Source organism: Actinoplanes regularis, from assembly GCF_900188005.1.
Lineage (GTDB): Bacteria > Actinomycetota > Actinomycetes > Mycobacteriales > Micromonosporaceae > Actinoplanes > Actinoplanes regularis.
In genome coordinates this window covers 101045-117271 of the sequence record NZ_FZNR01000017.1, presented here as the reverse complement: position 1 = coordinate 117271, position 16227 = coordinate 101045, and the positions used below count along the sequence as shown (strand labels likewise).

Annotated in this window: 16 protein-coding genes; 10 read left to right on the top strand and 6 right to left on the bottom strand. The window is 70.7% G+C overall.

The window, feature by feature from the left end:
* The first annotated feature begins 2 nt into the window (after positions 1-2).
* The 5 genes from CHC09_RS33060 to CHC09_RS33040 are packed head-to-tail and all read left to right on the top strand — an operon-like array spanning position 3 to position 4794.
* Positions 3-974, top strand: coding sequence for a PEP/pyruvate-binding domain-containing protein (locus tag CHC09_RS33060; protein WP_089297185.1), 972 nt, complete (start codon positions 3-5; stop codon positions 972-974).
* Positions 971-2086, top strand: coding sequence for a ketoacyl-ACP synthase III family protein (locus CHC09_RS33055; protein ID WP_089297184.1), 1116 nt, complete (start codon positions 971-973; stop codon positions 2084-2086). Before CHC09_RS33060 ends, CHC09_RS33055 begins: the two co-directional genes overlap by 4 nt.
* On the top strand, positions 2083-3276 hold the full coding sequence (locus CHC09_RS33050; protein WP_089297183.1) for a cytochrome P450: 1194 nt from the start codon (positions 2083-2085) through the stop codon (positions 3274-3276). The genes CHC09_RS33055 and CHC09_RS33050 overlap by 4 nt, the downstream gene beginning before the upstream one ends.
* Complete coding sequence (locus tag CHC09_RS33045) at positions 3273-4157, top strand: UbiA prenyltransferase family protein (protein WP_143232737.1); 885 nt, start codon at positions 3273-3275, stop codon at positions 4155-4157. The genes CHC09_RS33050 and CHC09_RS33045 overlap by 4 nt, the downstream gene beginning before the upstream one ends.
* A 52-nt stretch (positions 4158-4209) precedes the next feature.
* Positions 4210-4794: a TetR/AcrR family transcriptional regulator gene (locus CHC09_RS33040; protein WP_179277380.1), complete on the top strand. Its 585-nt coding sequence runs from the start codon at positions 4210-4212 to the stop codon at positions 4792-4794.
* Between the two features lie 9 nt (positions 4795-4803).
* Here CHC09_RS33040 and CHC09_RS33035 read toward each other — a convergent pair whose 3' ends face one another.
* From CHC09_RS33035 to CHC09_RS33020, 4 genes are all read right to left on the bottom strand, one after another.
* Positions 4804-5592: an ABC transporter permease gene (locus CHC09_RS33035; RefSeq protein ID WP_089297180.1), complete on the bottom strand. Its 789-nt coding sequence runs from the start codon at positions 5590-5592 to the stop codon at positions 4804-4806.
* A gap of 1 nt (position 5593) precedes the next feature.
* Positions 5594-6379 carry an ABC transporter permease gene (locus CHC09_RS33030; RefSeq protein ID WP_089297179.1) on the bottom strand — a complete coding sequence of 262 codons (786 nt, stop codon included), beginning with the start codon at positions 6377-6379 and terminating at the stop codon, positions 5594-5596.
* Entirely contained in the window at positions 6376-7425 is a 1050-nt protein-coding gene (locus CHC09_RS33025) for an ABC transporter ATP-binding protein (RefSeq protein ID WP_239138682.1), read from the bottom strand. The genes CHC09_RS33030 and CHC09_RS33025 overlap by 4 nt, the downstream gene beginning before the upstream one ends.
* A 92-nt stretch (positions 7426-7517) precedes the next feature.
* Positions 7518-8303, bottom strand: coding sequence for a calcium-binding protein (locus CHC09_RS33020; protein ID WP_089297177.1), 786 nt, complete (start codon positions 8301-8303; stop codon positions 7518-7520).
* Positions 8304-8402: 99 nt separating this feature from the next.
* Here CHC09_RS33020 and CHC09_RS33015 point away from each other — a divergent pair, with 99 nt between their 5' ends.
* On the top strand, positions 8403-11360 hold the full coding sequence (locus CHC09_RS33015) for an ATP-binding protein (protein WP_089297176.1): 2958 nt from the start codon (positions 8403-8405) through the stop codon (positions 11358-11360).
* Positions 11361-11372: 12 nt separating this feature from the next.
* Here CHC09_RS33015 and CHC09_RS33010 read toward each other — a convergent pair whose 3' ends face one another.
* Together CHC09_RS33010 and CHC09_RS33005 are read right to left on the bottom strand one after the other, a co-directional pair.
* Complete coding sequence (locus CHC09_RS33010; RefSeq protein ID WP_143232736.1) at positions 11373-11777, bottom strand: hypothetical protein; 405 nt, start codon at positions 11775-11777, stop codon at positions 11373-11375.
* A 5-nt stretch (positions 11778-11782) separates the two neighbouring features.
* Positions 11783-14125, bottom strand: coding sequence for a nitric-oxide reductase large subunit (locus CHC09_RS33005; RefSeq protein ID WP_203833310.1), 2343 nt, complete (start codon positions 14123-14125; stop codon positions 11783-11785).
* Between the two features lie 281 nt (positions 14126-14406).
* Here CHC09_RS33005 and CHC09_RS33000 point away from each other — a divergent pair, with 281 nt between their 5' ends.
* From CHC09_RS33000 to CHC09_RS32985, 4 genes are read left to right on the top strand one after another with little or no spacing between them, the layout of a single operon-like run.
* Positions 14407-14730, top strand: coding sequence for a hypothetical protein (locus CHC09_RS33000; protein WP_089297173.1), 324 nt, complete (start codon positions 14407-14409; stop codon positions 14728-14730).
* Positions 14731-15063 carry a type VII secretion target gene (locus tag CHC09_RS32995; RefSeq protein WP_089297172.1) on the top strand — a complete coding sequence of 111 codons (333 nt, stop codon included), beginning with the start codon at positions 14731-14733 and terminating at the stop codon, positions 15061-15063.
* A 23-nt stretch (positions 15064-15086) separates the two neighbouring features.
* Positions 15087-15854, top strand: coding sequence for a hypothetical protein (locus CHC09_RS32990; RefSeq protein WP_089297171.1), 768 nt, complete (start codon positions 15087-15089; stop codon positions 15852-15854).
* A 4-nt stretch (positions 15855-15858) separates the two neighbouring features.
* Positions 15859-16167: a hypothetical protein gene (locus CHC09_RS32985; RefSeq protein WP_089297170.1), complete on the top strand. Its 309-nt coding sequence runs from the start codon at positions 15859-15861 to the stop codon at positions 16165-16167.
* Positions 16168-16227: the final 60 nt, after the last annotated feature.

The window sequence follows — 16227 nt, the reverse complement described above, 5'->3', positions numbered from 1 at the left end:
CCATGCGACTCGTCGACGACCGGCCCGAGCTGGCCGATCCGGGCCTGGTGGGCCACAAGTTCGCTCGCCAGACCCGGATGCGCCACCACGGGCTGCCGGTGCCCGGCTTCTTCTGCCTGACCGGCACCGCGTTCGCGGAGCTGACGCCGCCGGCCACCGCCTTTCCCGGCCCCGGAGCGGACCCCACGGAGCTGCTCACCTGGGCCGCCGCCAACCGGGCCCGGATCCTCGGCGTCGAGCTGCCCGCCGAGCTGGTCCGGGAGGTGCTGTCCGCGTTCGACGCGCTGGCCGGCGCGGACGGGCTGGTCGCGGTTCGCGCCTGCGCGGTGGCCCAGGCCGACGGATCCGGGGAGGACGGTGCCGACGACCCGTTCGCCGGACTCTCCGACAGCTACCTGTACGTGGCCCGGGACGCCGTGCCGGCCCGGATCGTGGACTGCTGGGCTTCGGCGTACAACCCGGAGGCGGTCCTCTACCGGGTGCGGCGCGGCCTGGACCCGGCCGCCGTCAAGATCGCGGTCGGCGTGCAGCGCATGATTCCGGGGGTACGGTCGTTCGTCGCCTTCACCCGCGACCCGCGCACCGGCGCCGACCGGCGGGTGATCGCCGCTGGATACGGCATCGGCGAGGGCATCGTGCAGGAGAAGGCCGACGTCGACCACTTCTTCGTGGACGGCGCCACCGGCGCGATCGACGTCGAGGCCGTGCCCAAGACGACGATGGTCGGCCTGGACCCGGACCGGCCCGGCGACGGCCCGGTCCCGCTGCCGGTGGCCGTCGGCCGCGCGCTGGCACCGGTGCTCAGCCTCGCGGAGGTTCGCGAGATCTGGGCATCCCGACCGTGGTCGCGGTCGCCGGTGCCAGCACCGCGATCCCGGACGGCGCGCCCGTGGAGATCGACGGCGGCACCGGCATGGTGCGGCTGCTGTCCGAAGCCGAACTCGAAGCATCCGTGGAGTAGCAAGTGCGCATGACGAACCTGTACCTCGCCGGAGTGGGCAGCTATGTGCCCGAACCGTTCCCGGCGCGACGAGCGGTCGCCGAGGGGCGGTACGACGAACAGGACTGGCGGGCCAGCGGATGGAGCGGTGCGGCGGTGGCCGGCGACATCTCGGCGCCGGAGATGGCGGTCATCGCGGCGGAGCAGGCCCTGGACCGCTCCGGGCACACCCGTGACGACATCGCGCTGCTGCTGCACGCCTCGGTCGGTGATCAGGGGCCGGACGGCTGGTCGCCGCACCACTACGTGCTGCGGCACGCTGTCGGCGGCACGATCCCCGCCGTGGAGATCCGGCAGGGCTGCAACGGTGTGCTGGCGGGCATGGAGCTCGCGCACGGCTACCTGACCGGCGGGCCGGGCCGGGCCGCCGCCCTCGTGACCGGGGCGGACAACTTCGGCGTCGCCCGGTTCGACCGGTGGCGTTACGCGTCCGGGACGAACACCGGCCGAGGCTCGATCATCGGCGACGCGGCGACCGCCGTCGTGTTGTCGACCAGCGACGGATTCGCCCAGGTCAAGGCGATGAACTCGGCGTCACTGCCGGAACTGGAGCAGATGAACCGCCCGGATGGCCCGCTGTTCCCACCGGCGCTCACCTTCGACCGGCCGGTGGACGTGGCCGACCGGCTGAACAGCTTCACCCGGCGTTTTCCGCAGGCCGCGGCCGCGGCCAAGAAATCACTCAGCGACGCCCGTACGGAACTGGCCCTGCGCACCATCGCCGACGCCGGCATCACCCCCGCCGACATCGTCCGCAGCACCCACGTGTTCTCCGGCGGCGACGGCTACATCCGCGGCATGCTCGCCCCGATCGGCATCGACCCGGCCCGCGGCATGCTGGAGCTCGGGCGGCGGCTGGGCCACCTGTCGGTCAGTGACCACCTGGTCGCCCTGACCCACCTCGTGGAGTCGCGGCACGTGGGGCCCGGCGACCACGTCCTGATGATCAGTAACGGGGTCGGTGTCTCCCTCGCCGCCGCGGTCGTCCAGATCACCACGCTGCCCGTCTGGGCCACCGGGACGCCGCAGCCCTTCAGGGAGACGGTCGCGCGCGAAGAGCCGGTCGCGGCGGGATCGGCCCGATGAGCGACCCGATTCCGCGCTTTCCGTTCGCTGACCGGCCCGGGATCGAGCTGACCCCCGCCTACCTCGACCTGCTGCGCGCCGGGCCGCTACTCCCCGTGCAGCTGCCCGGCGGGCGGCAAGCGCTGCTGGTGACCGGGTCCGACGACGTCCGGACCGTGCTGGCCGATCCGCGGTTCAGCCGGGAGGCCTGGCAGAACGGCACCCTGTTCGCCCGTGACTCCAGCACGCTGGCGCTGGCCACCAGCGACCCACCGACCCACACCCGCCGGCGGCGCGCGGTCCAGCAGTGGTTCACCCATCGCAGGGCGGAGCAGTCCCGGCCGCGCATCGCGGCCGTCGCGCGGGAGCTGATGGCGGGCCTCGTCGACCGGGCGTCCACGGTGGACCTGATCGCCGAGTTCACCGCGCCGCTGCCGTACCGGGTGATCAGCGAACTGCTCGGTATCCCCCGCGACGATCTCGAACGGCTGCTGCCGTACGTACCGGTGATGATGTCGGCGGGCAGGTTCGGCGCCGACGAGGTGACCGCCGCCCGCGAGGCCATGTACGACTACTTCCGCGCCGCGCTGGCCGAACGCGGCCGCGCGACGGACCCCGGCGACGACCTGCTCACCGCCCTGCTGACGGCGCCCGAAGAGACCCGGCTCAGCCCCGAGGAGATCGCCGTCTTCGGCTTCGGCCTGCTGATGGCCGGCGGCGAGACCACCGCCTCGCACCTGGCGATGTGTGTACTGCAACTGCTGCGCCGGCCGGAGCTGGCCGGGCCGCTGCGCCGCGACCCGGCGACGATCCCCGCCTTCGCCGAGGAGATGCTGCGCTGGGTCTGGTTCGCCGGCACCGGCGGGCAGCCGCACGTGACCCTCGAGGAGGTCGATCTGGCCGGCACCGTGATCGGCGCGGGCGAGGTCGTCGTGCCGCTCACCGACGCGGCCAACCGGGACCCGGCGGCCTTCGCCGACCCCGATGAACTGCGCCCGGAGCGTACGCCGAATCCGCATCTGGGTTTCGGTCACGGCCGGCACATGTGCCTCGGCGCCGCGCACGCCCGCGTCGAACTGCAGGAAGGGCTGGCGGCGATCCTGCCGCACCTCGACCGGATGGAGCTCGCGGCCGACGATTCCGAGCTCGACTGGCGCGACAAGATGTTCATCCGCGGCCTGTGGACCCTGCCGGTGCGGTGGCGCCGGTGATCGGGCGGTGGGCTCGTTTCATCGCCGGTAGCTACCCGGTCCTGCCCTCGGTGCTGTTCGCGGTGGCCTGGGCCTACGGCGTCACCGGGCTGTTCGCCGCCGTCGATCCGCGGGCACCGCACTGGACGCCCGGCCCCGGGACCGCCGTGGCCGCGGCCACCCTCGCCGTCGACCTGCTGCTGATGCGGGCGCTGGACGACATCCGCGACCTCGAATACGACCGCCGGTTCAACCCCGGACGGCCGCTGGCCGCCGGTGCCGTGCGCGTCCGCGACCTGCTCGTGCTGTACGCGGCCGGCACGGCCGGACTGCTCCTGCTGAACGCCGCCGACCCGGTGGCCATGACGGTCCTCGCCGTCCAGCTCGGCTACGGCGCGCTGGTACTGACCCTGCATCACCGGGCGGGCTGGCCCAGCGGCGACAAGCTGCTCCTCGGCCTGCTGGTGAGCTTCCCGGCGCAGCTGTTCCTGCACGTCTACCTGTACGCCGGCTATCTGCACGCCACCTGGCTCGGCCCGCATCCCAGTGCCGCCGTCGCGATCGGCGTCGTCGTGCTCGCCGGCGTCCACCTCGAACTGGCCAGGAAGATCACTCGAGCGCCACGCCCCGGTGAACGCACGTACGTGAGCGTCTTCGGGTTGACCGCGACCATGGCCGTCGCGCTGACCGCTCCGGTGCTCTCGGCGGCGCTGCTGCTCGCCTGGGCCGGGCCGCCGGGCCGGATCGTGCTGCCGGCGGTCGTCGTACCCCTGGTCCTGCCCATGTTCGCGGCCTGGCGTTTCAACAGGACGGAAAGTTCCCGGTGGCCGGCCGCCGAACCCGCGCTGTATCTTCTGCTCACGTTCGCCGGTTACTTCCTCCTCGGCCTGCAGCCCAGTTGATCGCGCCACGCGACCGGACGCCCTGACCGAGAAAGGCAGCGAGAGGAGCACCGTGCCACGGCCGAAATCCGACACCCGGGCCCGCATCATCAGCAGCGCGCGCACCCTGCTGCGCAGGCACGGTTACCACGCCACCGGGCTCGCCCAGATCATCGCGCACAGCGGCGCGCCGCGCGGGTCGGTTTACTTCCTGTTCCCCGGCGGCAAGGAGCAGCTGGCGGTGGCCGCGGTCGCCGAATGGACCACCGAGTTCGACCGGCTCGTCCGCGAACTCCGGGCCAGCCACGACAACGCCCGTGCCTGGGTGCAGAGCATGGCCGATCACTTCGCCGCCGAGTTGCGTGCCTCCGATTTCATCGAGGGCCTGCCGATCACCGCCCTCACCCTCGATTCGGTGCCGATGTCGGCGAGCCTCACCACCGCGTGCCGCAACGCGTACGACGTGTGGACGCTCGCCCTGACCGACGGCCTGACCGAGTCCGGCGCCGATCAGGAACGAGCCGAGACCCTCGCGAAGCTGATGATGGCCAGCCTGGAGGGTGCGATGATCCTCTGCCGCACGTACCAGTCGACCGCGCCGCTCGAGCACATCGTGCCGTTCATCCTCGACCAGCTACCGGCCGAATCCGTGGTGTGACGGCACACCCTAGTTGCCCGCGCTCTCGTACCGGCGCAGTCCGCGTTTGAAGATGAACGCCGCCGTGCCGGCGCAGTACGCGGCCACCAGTGGCGTCAACAGCCCGACCCACCGCGACTGCCCGGTGTCCAGCAGGTACGCGACCGGGAAGAAGCTGATGAACGCGAACGGCAACGCCACGCCGAGCACCGCCTTGAGCGCCATCGGATAGATCGACAGCGGGAAGCGGGCCAGGTCACCCACCTGGTGCATGGCGAAGGCGAACAGCGGGGTGGGGCTGGACAGCCAGAACGACGCCGCGTTGGTGGCCAGGCTGATCGACAGCTTGATGACCACCGAGCTGATCAGCAGCAGGACACCGAGCGCCACCCGCCACGGTGTCCAGACGACGTCCACGTGCGCCAGTCCCGTGCCGATCATGAGACCGCCCACGACGATGTTGCTCAGCCCGTTGATCCCGACGGCGGCGCTGCTCGACTGCAACGCCACCGGGTACGGCCGGACCAGGAAGTAGTCCAGCTCCCCCCGGTTGATCTGCCAGGCCAGGTTCCACATGCCCTCGAAGAACAGGGATCCGACACCCTCGGCCAGGGTCACAGTGCCGAACATCAGCACCATGGACCAGAACGTCCAGCCGTTGAGCACCGGAACCCGCGCGAACAGCGCCGCGAGGAACACGAGGTTGACCACCTGCATCAGCACGGTGGCCAGCGCCAGGATCAGGAAGTCGGCCTCGTATTCCAGCAGCGCGCGGAAGTGGGCACCCAACAGCCGCAGGTAGAGCCGTGCCGTCCGCATGTCAGCCTCCGTTCACCGTGAGCCGGCGCAGCCCCGCGCGCCACATCAGGCGGGCGCCGAACCAGAGCAGCAGCACCCAGCCGAGCTGCACCGCGACCAGGGTCAGCCCGTGCCGTACGTCGACCCGGCCCAGGAAGATCAGCGCGGGAGTGGAGGTCAGCCCGGCGAACGGTGACCACTGGGCGACCGTGGCCAGCCAGCCCGGCAGGTAGGCCAGCGGGATGAGCGCGCCGGAGAGCAGGTTCATCACGGCCAGCCGCGCCCACTGCACTCCGATGAAGTTCTGCGTCCAGAAACAGAGCAACGTGCTGCCATAGACGATCAAGAACTTCAGCGGTACGAGCAGCAGCATGCTCACCACGAAGAGGGCGAGCGCCGGCCCGGCCGGGGTCCGCACGCCGCCGGTGACGGCCAGCGTGACACCCACGACCACCCCGATGAGGAGCACCTCGATCCAGAGCCCACCGATCGTCTCGGCGAACCTGGCCTTCTGATAGTCGACCGGCTTGACGAGGTCCAGCGCGACGTCCCCGTCCAGGATCCGGAAGGCCATCCGGAAGTCGCCGAAGGCCGAGACCACCGTCCCGGCGGCGAACGCCACCAGCAGGTAGACCCGCATCTGCGGCCAGGTGAAGCCGTTCACCGACGACTGGGCGAGGATCACGCGCCACACCGCCAGCAGAGCGACCAACTGGACGAACACGGTGCCGAGCCCGAGCAGCAGGTTGAGCCGGTAGGTGAGCGCGGACCGCGCGGTCGCCCGGGCCAGAGCACGGTAGGCCCTCATCGGCGCGGACCGGTCTCGTCGAGCACCAGTTCGCCCGAGTAGACCCGGCGGATCACGTCCTCGATGCTCGGCTCGTCCACCCGGAAGTCCACCAGGTCGGTCAGTCCGGCCAGTGCGGTCACCGCCTGCCCGGCCGTCATGATGAACCGGTCGAAGCGCACCGCGTACCGGACCTCGCTCTCCTCGACCGTGACCTGCGCGCCGGGCAGCGACGCGCGCAGGGTCTCCAGCGGCACCGGCCGGGCCGTCTCGACGTGCAGGATCCGCTCGCGGGCGAACCGGTCCTTCACCGCCTCCAGGTCGCCGTCGAAGATGATCCGGCCCTCGTCGATGATCACCAGCCGGCGGCAGAATCCCTCGATGTCGGCGAGGTCGTGGCTGGTCAGCATGACGGTCGTGCCCTCGTCCCGGATGCTCCGGAAGAACTCGCGGACCCGGTCCTTGACGGCCAGGTCGAGCCCGATCGTCGGCTCGTCGAGGTAGACCACCCGCGGACCGTGGATCAGCGCCGCCGCCAGGTCCGCGCGCATCCGCTGACCCAGCGACAGCTTCCGCCCGATGACCGGCAGGATCTCGCCGAGCTCCAGCACCTCGTCGAAGCGGGCCAGCCGCTTGCGGTAGGTGGCGTGATCGACGCCGTAGAGGTCGCGCAGCACCGCCAGCGACTCGCGCACCGGTAGGTCCCACCAGAGCTGCGTACGCTGGCCGAAGAGCACGCCGATGCGGTGCGCCACCGTCATCCGGTCGCGCTGCGGGTGCAGCCCGTCGATGCGGACCTCACCCTCGGTCGGCACCAGGATGCCGCTGAGCAGCTTGACCGTGGTCGACTTGCCGGCGCCGTTCGGCCCGACGTACGCCACCGCCTCGCCCGCCTCGATGGACAGGTCGATGTGGTCGACCGCGACCTTGTCCTGGAAGCGGCGGGCGAACAGATGCTTGACCGACCCGGCCAGGCCGGGTCCCTTGTCCGGGCGGCGGAACACTTTGGTCAGTGCTCGCGCCTCGACGATCGGCACGCGGAAGCCACCCCCGTCTGCGTGTGACATTGATCGTCACCACAGTACGGAACCGGTTCCGGCGCGCAAATCAATTCTCGGAACGACGGGCAGGCGTGCCGACCGGCACGCCTGCCCGGATCTCAGGACTCGCAGGCGACTTCCGTGTCACCGGTGTCGGAGGTGCACTTGTCGGTGCCGACTCCGCCGTCCGAGTCGTCGTTGGCGGACACGCCGTCGTCCGCCGACAGGGTGTCGTTGCCGCTGCCACCGAAGAGCTCGTCGGCCCCGAGGCCGCCGAAGAGCTCGTCGGCCCCGGACGCGCCGAGCAGCTCGTCCTCGCCTCCACCGCCGAGGATCCGGTCGTTGCCGACACCGCCGACGAGGAGATTGTCGGAGATGTTGCCGGCGACCAGGTCGTCACCCGAGCCGCCCTGCGCGTCCTCCACATCGGTGAGGAAGTTGTCCCCCTCACCGGAGGCGCCGTCATCAGCGGTCCCGTTGAGGCTGATGTCGATCGCCGTGGTGCGGTCCGCGTAGGTGCCGAGATCGCCTCCCGGCCCGCCGGAGAACCTGTCCGCACCGTCCGCGCTGCTCAGTGCCCGCGCGGTGTCGTTGCCGTCCTCGCCGTTCAGCGTGTCGTTGCCGGTCCCGCCGATGAGCGTGTCGTCGCCGGTCCCGCCGCAGATGACATCGTCACCGCCGAGCCCGTTCACGGTGTCGTTGCCGCCGAGGGCGTTGATGACGTCCCGGGCGGCGGTCCCCTGGATGGTGTCGTTGCCGGCGGTACCGACGATGGTCGCCGTGAGGCCGGCGCAGGTGACGGCGGCCTGCGCGCCGGTGCCGGGGATGAGCACGCCGGCCGCGGCCAACAGGCTGACCGCCGTACCCACGGTCAGCGTACGGATGGTCGATCGATGACGGTTCATCCTTGATTCCCCCTCGAGGTGATCATTGGGCGTGCCACACGCCACAACACCTGCCGCCAACGGAGTCTGTCGATGTGCCGACCGCCTAGCATCTGGTGAATGCCATACCTGCCATCATCCCGGGGCAATACCGGACGCAAGCCCGGCGGCCCCGGCTCCGATGTGGCGTTCGTGGGGCGCGCTGCCGAGTTGCAGTGCCTGCAAGCCGCCTACGACCGGGCGTCAGCCGGCTCGTGGACCGTCGTCGAGATCACCGGCGACCCGGGCATCGGCAAGTCGAGCGTGCTGGCCCGGTTGCTGGCACATGCCCGGGGCGCCGGCGCTCAGGTCTGCGCCGGCCAGGCCGTCGAGTCGGACCTGCATGTTCCGTACGGGCTGCTGGTCAACGCGCTCGGTGACGCGGTGCACCAGCCGCGGGCCGCACGACTGGCCGCGGCCCAGGCCGACCTGCCGGTGCTGCGCGCCGTCTGGCCGCAGCTGCCCGGGCCGGCGGCGGAGCCGGAGCCGATCCCGGCGGCGCAGCGCTACCGGGTGCACCGGGCCGTCCGGAACCTGCTCGCCGTACTGGCCGCCGACACCGGGGACGGGCCGCTGGTGATCGCCCTGGACGACATGCACTGGGCCGACGAGAGCTCGACCGAGCTGCTCGGGCACCTGCTCCGGCATCCGCCGCGCGGACGGGTCCTGCTGGTGGCGGCGTACCGGCCCCGGCAGTTGGCGAGCGGGCTGCGCGGCGCGTTCGCCGAGGCGGCCGTGACCGGCACCAGCGTCCGCGTGGACCTGCCGCCGTTGACCGAGGACGAGACCGCGGCGCTGCTGCCCGGCCGGCTGTCCCGGCGGCGGCGCCGGCAGCTGCACGCGGCCAGCGCCGGCAATCCGCTCTACCTCAAGGCGCTGTCGGCCGCCGCCGAGGTGACGCCGCCCGAGCCGGCCGGCGGTCACCGCCTCTCCGAGCAGGCCGGTGTGCCGGACCCGGTGTGGTCGGCGCTCGCCGCCGAGCTGGCCACCCTGACACCGGCCGAACGGCTGGTCGCGGCGGCCGTCGCGGTGACCGGCCCGGCCGCCGACATGGATCTGCTGGCCACCGTCGCCGCGCACCCCGTGCCCGAGGTGGTCGCCGCGCTCGACCGGCTCGCCGCCCGCGACCTGCTGCGGCCCGGCCCCGGGACCGCGCCGTTCCCGTTCCGGCATCCGGTGGTGCACACCGTCACCTACGAGTCGGCTCCGGCCGGCTGGCGGACAGCCGCGCACGCCCGTGCCGCGACCGCTCTCGCCGAGCGCGGCGCGGCGAGCACGGATCGGGCATATCATCTCGAACGCTGCGCCGGCGTGGGAGACACCGCGGCGGTCGGCACGCTGAGCGACGCCGCCTCGACGGTCCTCCCGGCGGCACCGGCGACGGCCGCCCGGTGGCTGACCACCGCGCTGCGGCTGCTGCCCGCCGGCGCCGCCGACAGCGATCGGTGGGAGCTGCTGGTCCGGCACGCCGAGGCGCTGTTCCTGGCCGGGGACCTGTCCGGAGGCCGGGACAGCGTCCACACGCTGCTGTCGCTGCTGCCGCGGCACCCCGCTGACAAGCGTGCCCGGGTGGCCGTGCTCGCCGCCACCGTGGAACGGCTGGTCGGCAACGCGATGGAGGCGGAGGCGCTGCTGACCGCGGAGCTCGCCGCCTGCCCCGAGGCGCACGGCACCGCCGGGGCGACGCTGCGGGCCGGCCTGGCCACGTGCGCCGTGATGCGTTCCGACCCGGTCGCGGCCGACCGGTGGACCGAGCAGGTGCTGCGGGACGCCCGGCATGGTGCCCGGCCGGCCCAGCTGGCCGGGGCCCTGGCGCTCGCCGCGATGTCCGGCCACCTCACCGGCGCGTTCGCCGTCGCCGCGGCGCGGCTCGACGAGGCGGCCCGGACCCTGGACGGCCTGCCCGACGACGACCTGGTCGAGGTGCTGCAACTGGTCGGCCTGGTGGGTGCCGCCGAGATCGCCCACGAGCGGATCCCGGACGCCGTCCGGCACCTGAACCGGGTCCTCGCGGTGGCCCACCGGCACCGTCCGGCCCACGTGCTCACCGACCTGTACGGACAGTTGGGCACCGCGTACGCGTTGACCGGCGACCGCGACCGGGCGGCCGAGTGCTTCGACGACGAGTACGACGCCGCGCTGCTCACCGGCAGTGCGGCGCAGTGCGGTACCGCGCTCAAACATCAGAGCTGGCTCGCGCTGTGGCGCGGCGACCTGCCGGCCGCCCTGCATCTGGGCGAGCGGGCCCTCGCCGACGCCCGCGCGCAGCGACACCCGCTGTCCTGGAGCTCCATGGCGATCTACGCCCTCGCGCACCTGTTCGACGACGACCCGGCGGCGGCGCTCCGGCTCCTCGACTCCGCCGGCGACCGGCCGCACAAGCCGACCATCGATCCGGGGGCGCGGATCCGCTGGTGGGAGGTGCGAGCGGCGGCCTGCGCGGCGACGGGAGACACCGGTGCCGCCCGGGACGCCGCCGAGCACGCGAGCCGGCTGGCCGCCGGCAGCAGTCTGCGCCGGAGCCAGGCGCACGCCGCCATGGCACGCGGGTACGCCCTGCTCGGCGACGACCCGGCCGGCGCCCTCGAAGCCGCCCGGGCCGCCAGCACCCTGCTGGACCAGGCGGGCGACCTCCTCGCCGCCGGACGGGCCCATCACCTCGCCGCGAACGCCTCGGCGGCGCTGCGCCGGCCGGCGCAGGCCCGGGCGGGATTCGCCGACGCACGGGCCCGATTCACCACGGCGCAGGCGCCGCTGCTGTACGACGCCGCCGTCCGCGACGAGCGACGGATGAACGCCCGCCGTCCTCGGCCCGGCGATCGAAGCGCACTGACGCCGCGCGAGTCGGAGGTCGCCGGACTGGTCGCCGAAGGACTGACCAACCGGCAGATCGCCGAGCGGCTGTTCCTCAGCGTGGGCACCGTCGGTGTGCACGTCGGCCGGGTGTACGCCAAGCTCGGCGTGGGACGCCGCGCCGCGGTCGCGGCCCGGCTCCCGGCGCCACCGCAAACCGCCGACCGGTCCGGCGACCACCGGTAGCGGTCAGCACGGTCAGCGCTCCGGCGGTACGGCTCGGGAGGCCCGGACCCGGCCGGCGGCGGGCCGGGATCGTGCCGCGCGCAGCAACGGGCGCAGCACGACGGCGGCCGCCACCGCACAGCCGGCGAGCAGCACCGCCTCGCCCGGCCGGTGGTGCCGCACCAACTGGGCCACGGTGAGCAGGAGCGCGGCGAGACAGGCGACGGCGCCGACGGCGCTGTGCAGGCGGCCCAAGTCGTGGTGCGGGAAGGCGTCCGGCGGGCCGGCCGGCGTCGGCTCCGGGTGCTGTGCCCGATAGCCGGCCAGCATCCGGCTGGACCAGGCGCTGGGATCGCGACGACCCAGCCGGTGCAGGCCGATCGCCCCGGCGATCAGCAGCAGGCCGTACCCCGCGGTGAAGACGACCTCGAACGGCATGCCGATCACCGCCCGGACAGCTCACCGGCGGCGGTGGCCTCACCCGGCTCCGGCGACTCCACCTCGGTGAAAAGCATCAGCTCCGCGATCTCACCGCCGCGGCTGGACGGCACGGCGGCACGGCCGGCCGCCGCACGGCCACCGCGCAGCCCCTGGAAGGTCAGCCAGAGCAGGGGCAGCACGCCGCCGACGATGAACACCACGTCCCCGGGCAGGCGCAGCCACTCGAACAGCGCGTTGGTGTCGTTGGTGAGGAACGCCATCGAGCGGGCCTCGAAGTATCCGGCGTCGACGGAGTGGTAGAGCTGCATGATGCCCAGCGGCAGCAGCGTCACGAACGCCATCCAGGCCAGGCCGGCGTTCAGGCTCCAGAAACTGATCCGGACCAGGTTGTCGTTCCACCGATGCGCGGGCACGAGGTAGCGCAGGGCGAACACGGCGAAGCCGAGGGCGAGCATGCCGTAGACGCCCATCATGGCGGCGTGGCCGTGGTTGGCCGTCAACGCCGTACCGATCTCGTAGTAGGAGACGATCGGCAGATTGATCAGGAAGCCGAACACACCGGCGCCGAGGAAGTTCCAGAAGCCGACGGCGACCAGGAACAGGACCGCCCAGCGGTGCGGGAACGCCGTCGCGCTGCGGGCCTCCTGCCGGGCGCCGAGGCGGATGAAGCTCCACGCCTCGACGGTCAGGAAGGTCAGCGGGATCACCTCGAAGGCGGAGAAGAACGCCCCGAGGGCCAGCGTCTGGGCCGGCGCGCCGCTGAAGTACCAGTGGTGCGCGGTACCGATGACGCCGCCCGCGCTGTACAGCACGATGTCCAGGAAGATCACGGTCAGGGCGATCCGCTCGCGGACGACGCCCAGCAGCACGAAGACGTAGGCGACCATGACGGTGGTGAACAGCTCCAGGAAGTCCTCCACCCAGAGGTGGACGACCATGAACCGCCAGTAGTCGGTGACGACGAAGTCGGCTCGCTGGTTCGCCATCAGGCCGGTGGCGTACACCAGCGGCAGCGCCAGCGCCGCGAAGAAGAACATCCAGGGCATGTTCGCCCGGCTCTCGGTGGCCAGGCGACCGCGCAGTCCACGCCAGAGGATCGCCACCCAGAAGACCATGCCGGCGGTGAGCAGCACCTGCCACAGTTTGCCCAGGTCCAGATACTCGAAGCCCTGCATGCCGAGCCAGTGCCAGGCACCGGTCAGTCCGCCGTGGATGCCGATCGCCTCGCCCGCCAGCGAACCCACCACGACCACCGCCAGCGCACCCAGCAGAAGGTAGGCCAGGACCGCCTGGCCCTTCGGATCCGGCCGGCGGGTGATCATCGGGACCAGGAAGATCCCGGCGGCGAGGAACGAGGTCGACACCCACAGCAGGGCCAACTGCACATGCCAGGTCCGAACCAGGTTGTACGGCAACCAGCGCTCCAGCGGGATGCCGAAGAAACTGGACAGGTCGGCGCGGTAGTGCTCCGAGGCCGCGCCGACCAGGGTCTGCACCAGGAACAGCGCGGCCATGGTGAAGAAGAACCAGGCGGTGGCCCGCTGCGCGCCGGTCAGCCGGACCTTCAACGGCTCACGGAAGCGCAGCTCCTGCTGGTCGCGGCCGTGCCAGCCGAGCCAGTTCCACCGGCCGAACGCGGCGAACAGCGCCCCGGTACCGCCGAGCAGCGCGATGAGGCTGAGCACGCTCCAGACGACCGTGTCGGCGGTGGGCCGGTTACCCACCAGGGGCTCCGGCGGCCAGTTGTTGGTGTAGCTGTGGTTGGTCCCGGGCCGCAGGGTGGACGCCGACCAGGCGCTCCAGGCGAAGTAGGCGGTCAGCTGCCGTACCTGCGCGGGGTCGGTGATCGCGTTCGGACGCAGTCCGGTCTTGCCGGCCGGGTTGCCCAGGGTCCGCGCGTAGTGCTCGATCAGCGTCTCGAACGCGGCCGCGCGCGCCGCGGAGATGGTCAGGGTGCCGGTGCCCGGGTCATAGCGGTTCGATTTGAAGTCCGCACGGGTCCGCTGGACCGCGCTGTCGGAGGCGGGTCCACCGTAGCTGTCGAGCACCGCGACGGCTGAGCGGCGCAGGAAGTCGGCGGTGAAGTCCGGGCCGAGATAGGCGCCGTGGCCGAAGATCGAGCCGTACTCCATGAGCCCGTTGCGCAGGAAGACCTCCTGGCCGGACCGCACGTCGTCCTCGGTGAAGACGATCCGGCCGGTCTCGGTGACGACCTGGCGCGGTACCGGCGGTCCCTGCTTGTACGCCTGGAAGCCCATCAGGATCAGGACGAAGAACCCGCAGATCGAGATGAGCGCGGCGGCCTGAACCCACCCCCGGCCGATGAGCGACCGCCGAGGTGTCACCGCCACTGACGTTGCGTCCATCGTTCCCCCGAAAATCGGCACAGCTCATAAACCGTGCAAATACCTCGAGAGCATATGTACCTTATTCAGTCCACCAAATCGGACGAAATCAGCCGCGTGCCACCGTTCGAGGGCCGGTCTGTCGAGTTCGTGACGTGCGGCGCTCAGGGGGTGAACCCGAAGCGGCTGTCGACTGTACTCATCCATGGCGCGACAACGGGCCACTGAAGATGGAAATTTGTTTATGTTGTCGGGGCAGTTGGTGGCTGGTCGGAGGAGAGATGGAAGCTGCGGAAGAAGCGAAGCTGACGCTGCAACGGCTGGTCGGCAAGGTGGCGCTACTTCTGACCTTCATATACATCCTGTTTCTTCTGGGCGGGGTGATGACGCTGGCACGGGGACGCGACGTCAGTCCCTTCACCTGGCCATTGTTCGTGCTGCCGGCCACCGCGTTCGTTCCAGCCGTACTGTTCGCCGTCAAACTTCATCAAACCTCTGATCCGGTGAAGCTGAAGGATCTGTGGAAGCGATGCGCCGTCTACGCCATCACTGGTTTTGCACTTCTTCTCGCCATGGCGTTCTCGCTGATCGAATTGAACGGCTGAATGATGTTCAGAGTCGATCCTGCGGCGCTGAGAATCTACGCCACTCACCTCGCTGGGCTTCAGCAGGCCGCTCAACGAGCGAAGGAATACGTCAACAAGCACGGCACTCTGGACATCCACTCACAGGGATTGATCGCCAAAGCCATGGGCTTTCATGACGACTATGTCAGGGACCTGAACGCGACTCTCGACCACCTTTCAGCACTCCTGGCGGCGTCCGGCGGGGCCTTGACGAAGTCAGCGGGCAATTACGAGCGCACCGACATGAAAGCGGCTGCGGCCATCGACGCCGCACTCCCGCCCACTCCGAGGGCAGTCCCTTCACGCGACTAGCGCCGATGAACGGGGGAACAACGGTGGATGACGATGACCTTCACCCGCTGGCCGTTCTGGGATGGCGTGACCCTACCGGGTACCTGGTTGAGCCCGGCAAGCCGGAAGAGTCGATCACCAACGGCTTCCTGAACCCTTTGGACCTCTTCAACGCAGTGAGCCCGACGGCCTGGCTCAACAGCGCCATTGAAGCGCTCACGGGCGTTGATTTCCTCGGATGGTGCACCGAGTGGCTGAGTGGCGACTGGGAAGGCGTCTGGAGATTCGGTGACGCCATGGGGAATCTCGCCGAGTGCATGCAGCAGATCGGCGTGGACCTCCAAGCGGGGTTCAGCCAGGTTGACGGCACGTGGGACGGAAACGCCAGCGATTCGGCCTACGCCTACTTCTCGAATCTGGCCACCAGGACGAGTGGGCAGCAGGTAGCGATCTTCCCGACGGAGAGCGCCTACCACAAGGCCGCGACCGGTGCATGGCAGGTTTCCAACCAACTGGGCAACATCGCTCAAGCGCTGGCGGACAACGCGATCCTCGCCGGCCTGGTTGTGGGTGCGAGTGGCGCCCTCATGGGAACAGGCGTCGGTGCTGTGGCCGGCGGTGCGGGCCTGGGCGCTGTCGGCCTGATCATCCTGGACATGCTCAAGCTGATCAACAATGCGTCCCTGATCATCAACACCGCGGGTACCGCCATCCTCGGCATCATCGGTGAAGCCATGTCGCTGGCTTACCAGGGTGGCGACCTGACCAGCCTGCCGCTCCCCAATGTCCCCTATGTCTCCCCGGAGATCTGATCCGATGAACGAGAACCTGGAGCACCAGATCGAGACGACGGTCAGTTCACCGAAGGTGGCCAGGGCGGTCAAGGACAGTCTTGAACGACTCCGGCGTGGTGACGGCGGCGCCGAGTTCCAAGAGATCGCACGTGACCTCCTGGAAGGCCGGATCACGCTGCGTGATCTGACACGATCCTCCGTCTACTCCGGTGTGTTCCTGGAACAGTTGCGGCGCTACAAGGATTGGGAAGCCAACCTCACCCAGGAACAGCGGAAAGAGTTCGAGCGGGAAGTCAGGGAAGCATACGGTCCAGTCGCGCCAGATCGCTGAAGATCCCGTCAGATCGACGTCGGGCACCGGCCGGCCACCGAGATCGGTGACCGGCCGGGC

Excerpts from the sequence above, each read along its gene's own strand:
- CHC09_RS33060 (WP_089297185.1), top strand. The coding sequence starts at position 3 with ATGCGACTCGTCGACGACCGGCCCGAGCTGGCCGATCCGGGCCTGGTG.
- CHC09_RS33055 (WP_089297184.1), top strand. The coding sequence starts at position 971 with ATGACGAACCTGTACCTCGCCGGAGTGGGCAGCTATGTGCCCGAACCG.
- CHC09_RS33050 (WP_089297183.1), top strand. The coding sequence starts at position 2,083 with ATGAGCGACCCGATTCCGCGCTTTCCGTTCGCTGACCGGCCCGGGATC.
- CHC09_RS33035 (WP_089297180.1), bottom strand. The coding sequence starts at position 5,592 with ATGCGGACGGCACGGCTCTACCTGCGGCTGTTGGGTGCCCACTTCCGC.
- CHC09_RS33030 (WP_089297179.1), bottom strand. The coding sequence starts at position 6,379 with ATGAGGGCCTACCGTGCTCTGGCCCGGGCGACCGCGCGGTCCGCGCTC.
- CHC09_RS33025 (WP_239138682.1), bottom strand. The coding sequence starts at position 7,425 with ATGTCACACGCAGACGGGGGTGGCTTCCGCGTGCCGATCGTCGAGGCG.
- CHC09_RS33020 (WP_089297177.1), bottom strand. The coding sequence starts at position 8,303 with ATGAACCGTCATCGATCGACCATCCGTACGCTGACCGTGGGTACGGCG.
- CHC09_RS33015 (WP_089297176.1), top strand. The coding sequence starts at position 8,403 with ATGCCATACCTGCCATCATCCCGGGGCAATACCGGACGCAAGCCCGGC.
- CHC09_RS33010 (WP_143232736.1), bottom strand. The coding sequence starts at position 11,777 with ATGCCGTTCGAGGTCGTCTTCACCGCGGGGTACGGCCTGCTGCTGATC.
- CHC09_RS33000 (WP_089297173.1), top strand. The coding sequence starts at position 14,407 with ATGGAAGCTGCGGAAGAAGCGAAGCTGACGCTGCAACGGCTGGTCGGC.
- CHC09_RS32995 (WP_089297172.1), top strand. The coding sequence starts at position 14,731 with ATGATGTTCAGAGTCGATCCTGCGGCGCTGAGAATCTACGCCACTCAC.
- CHC09_RS32985 (WP_089297170.1), top strand. The coding sequence starts at position 15,859 with ATGAACGAGAACCTGGAGCACCAGATCGAGACGACGGTCAGTTCACCG.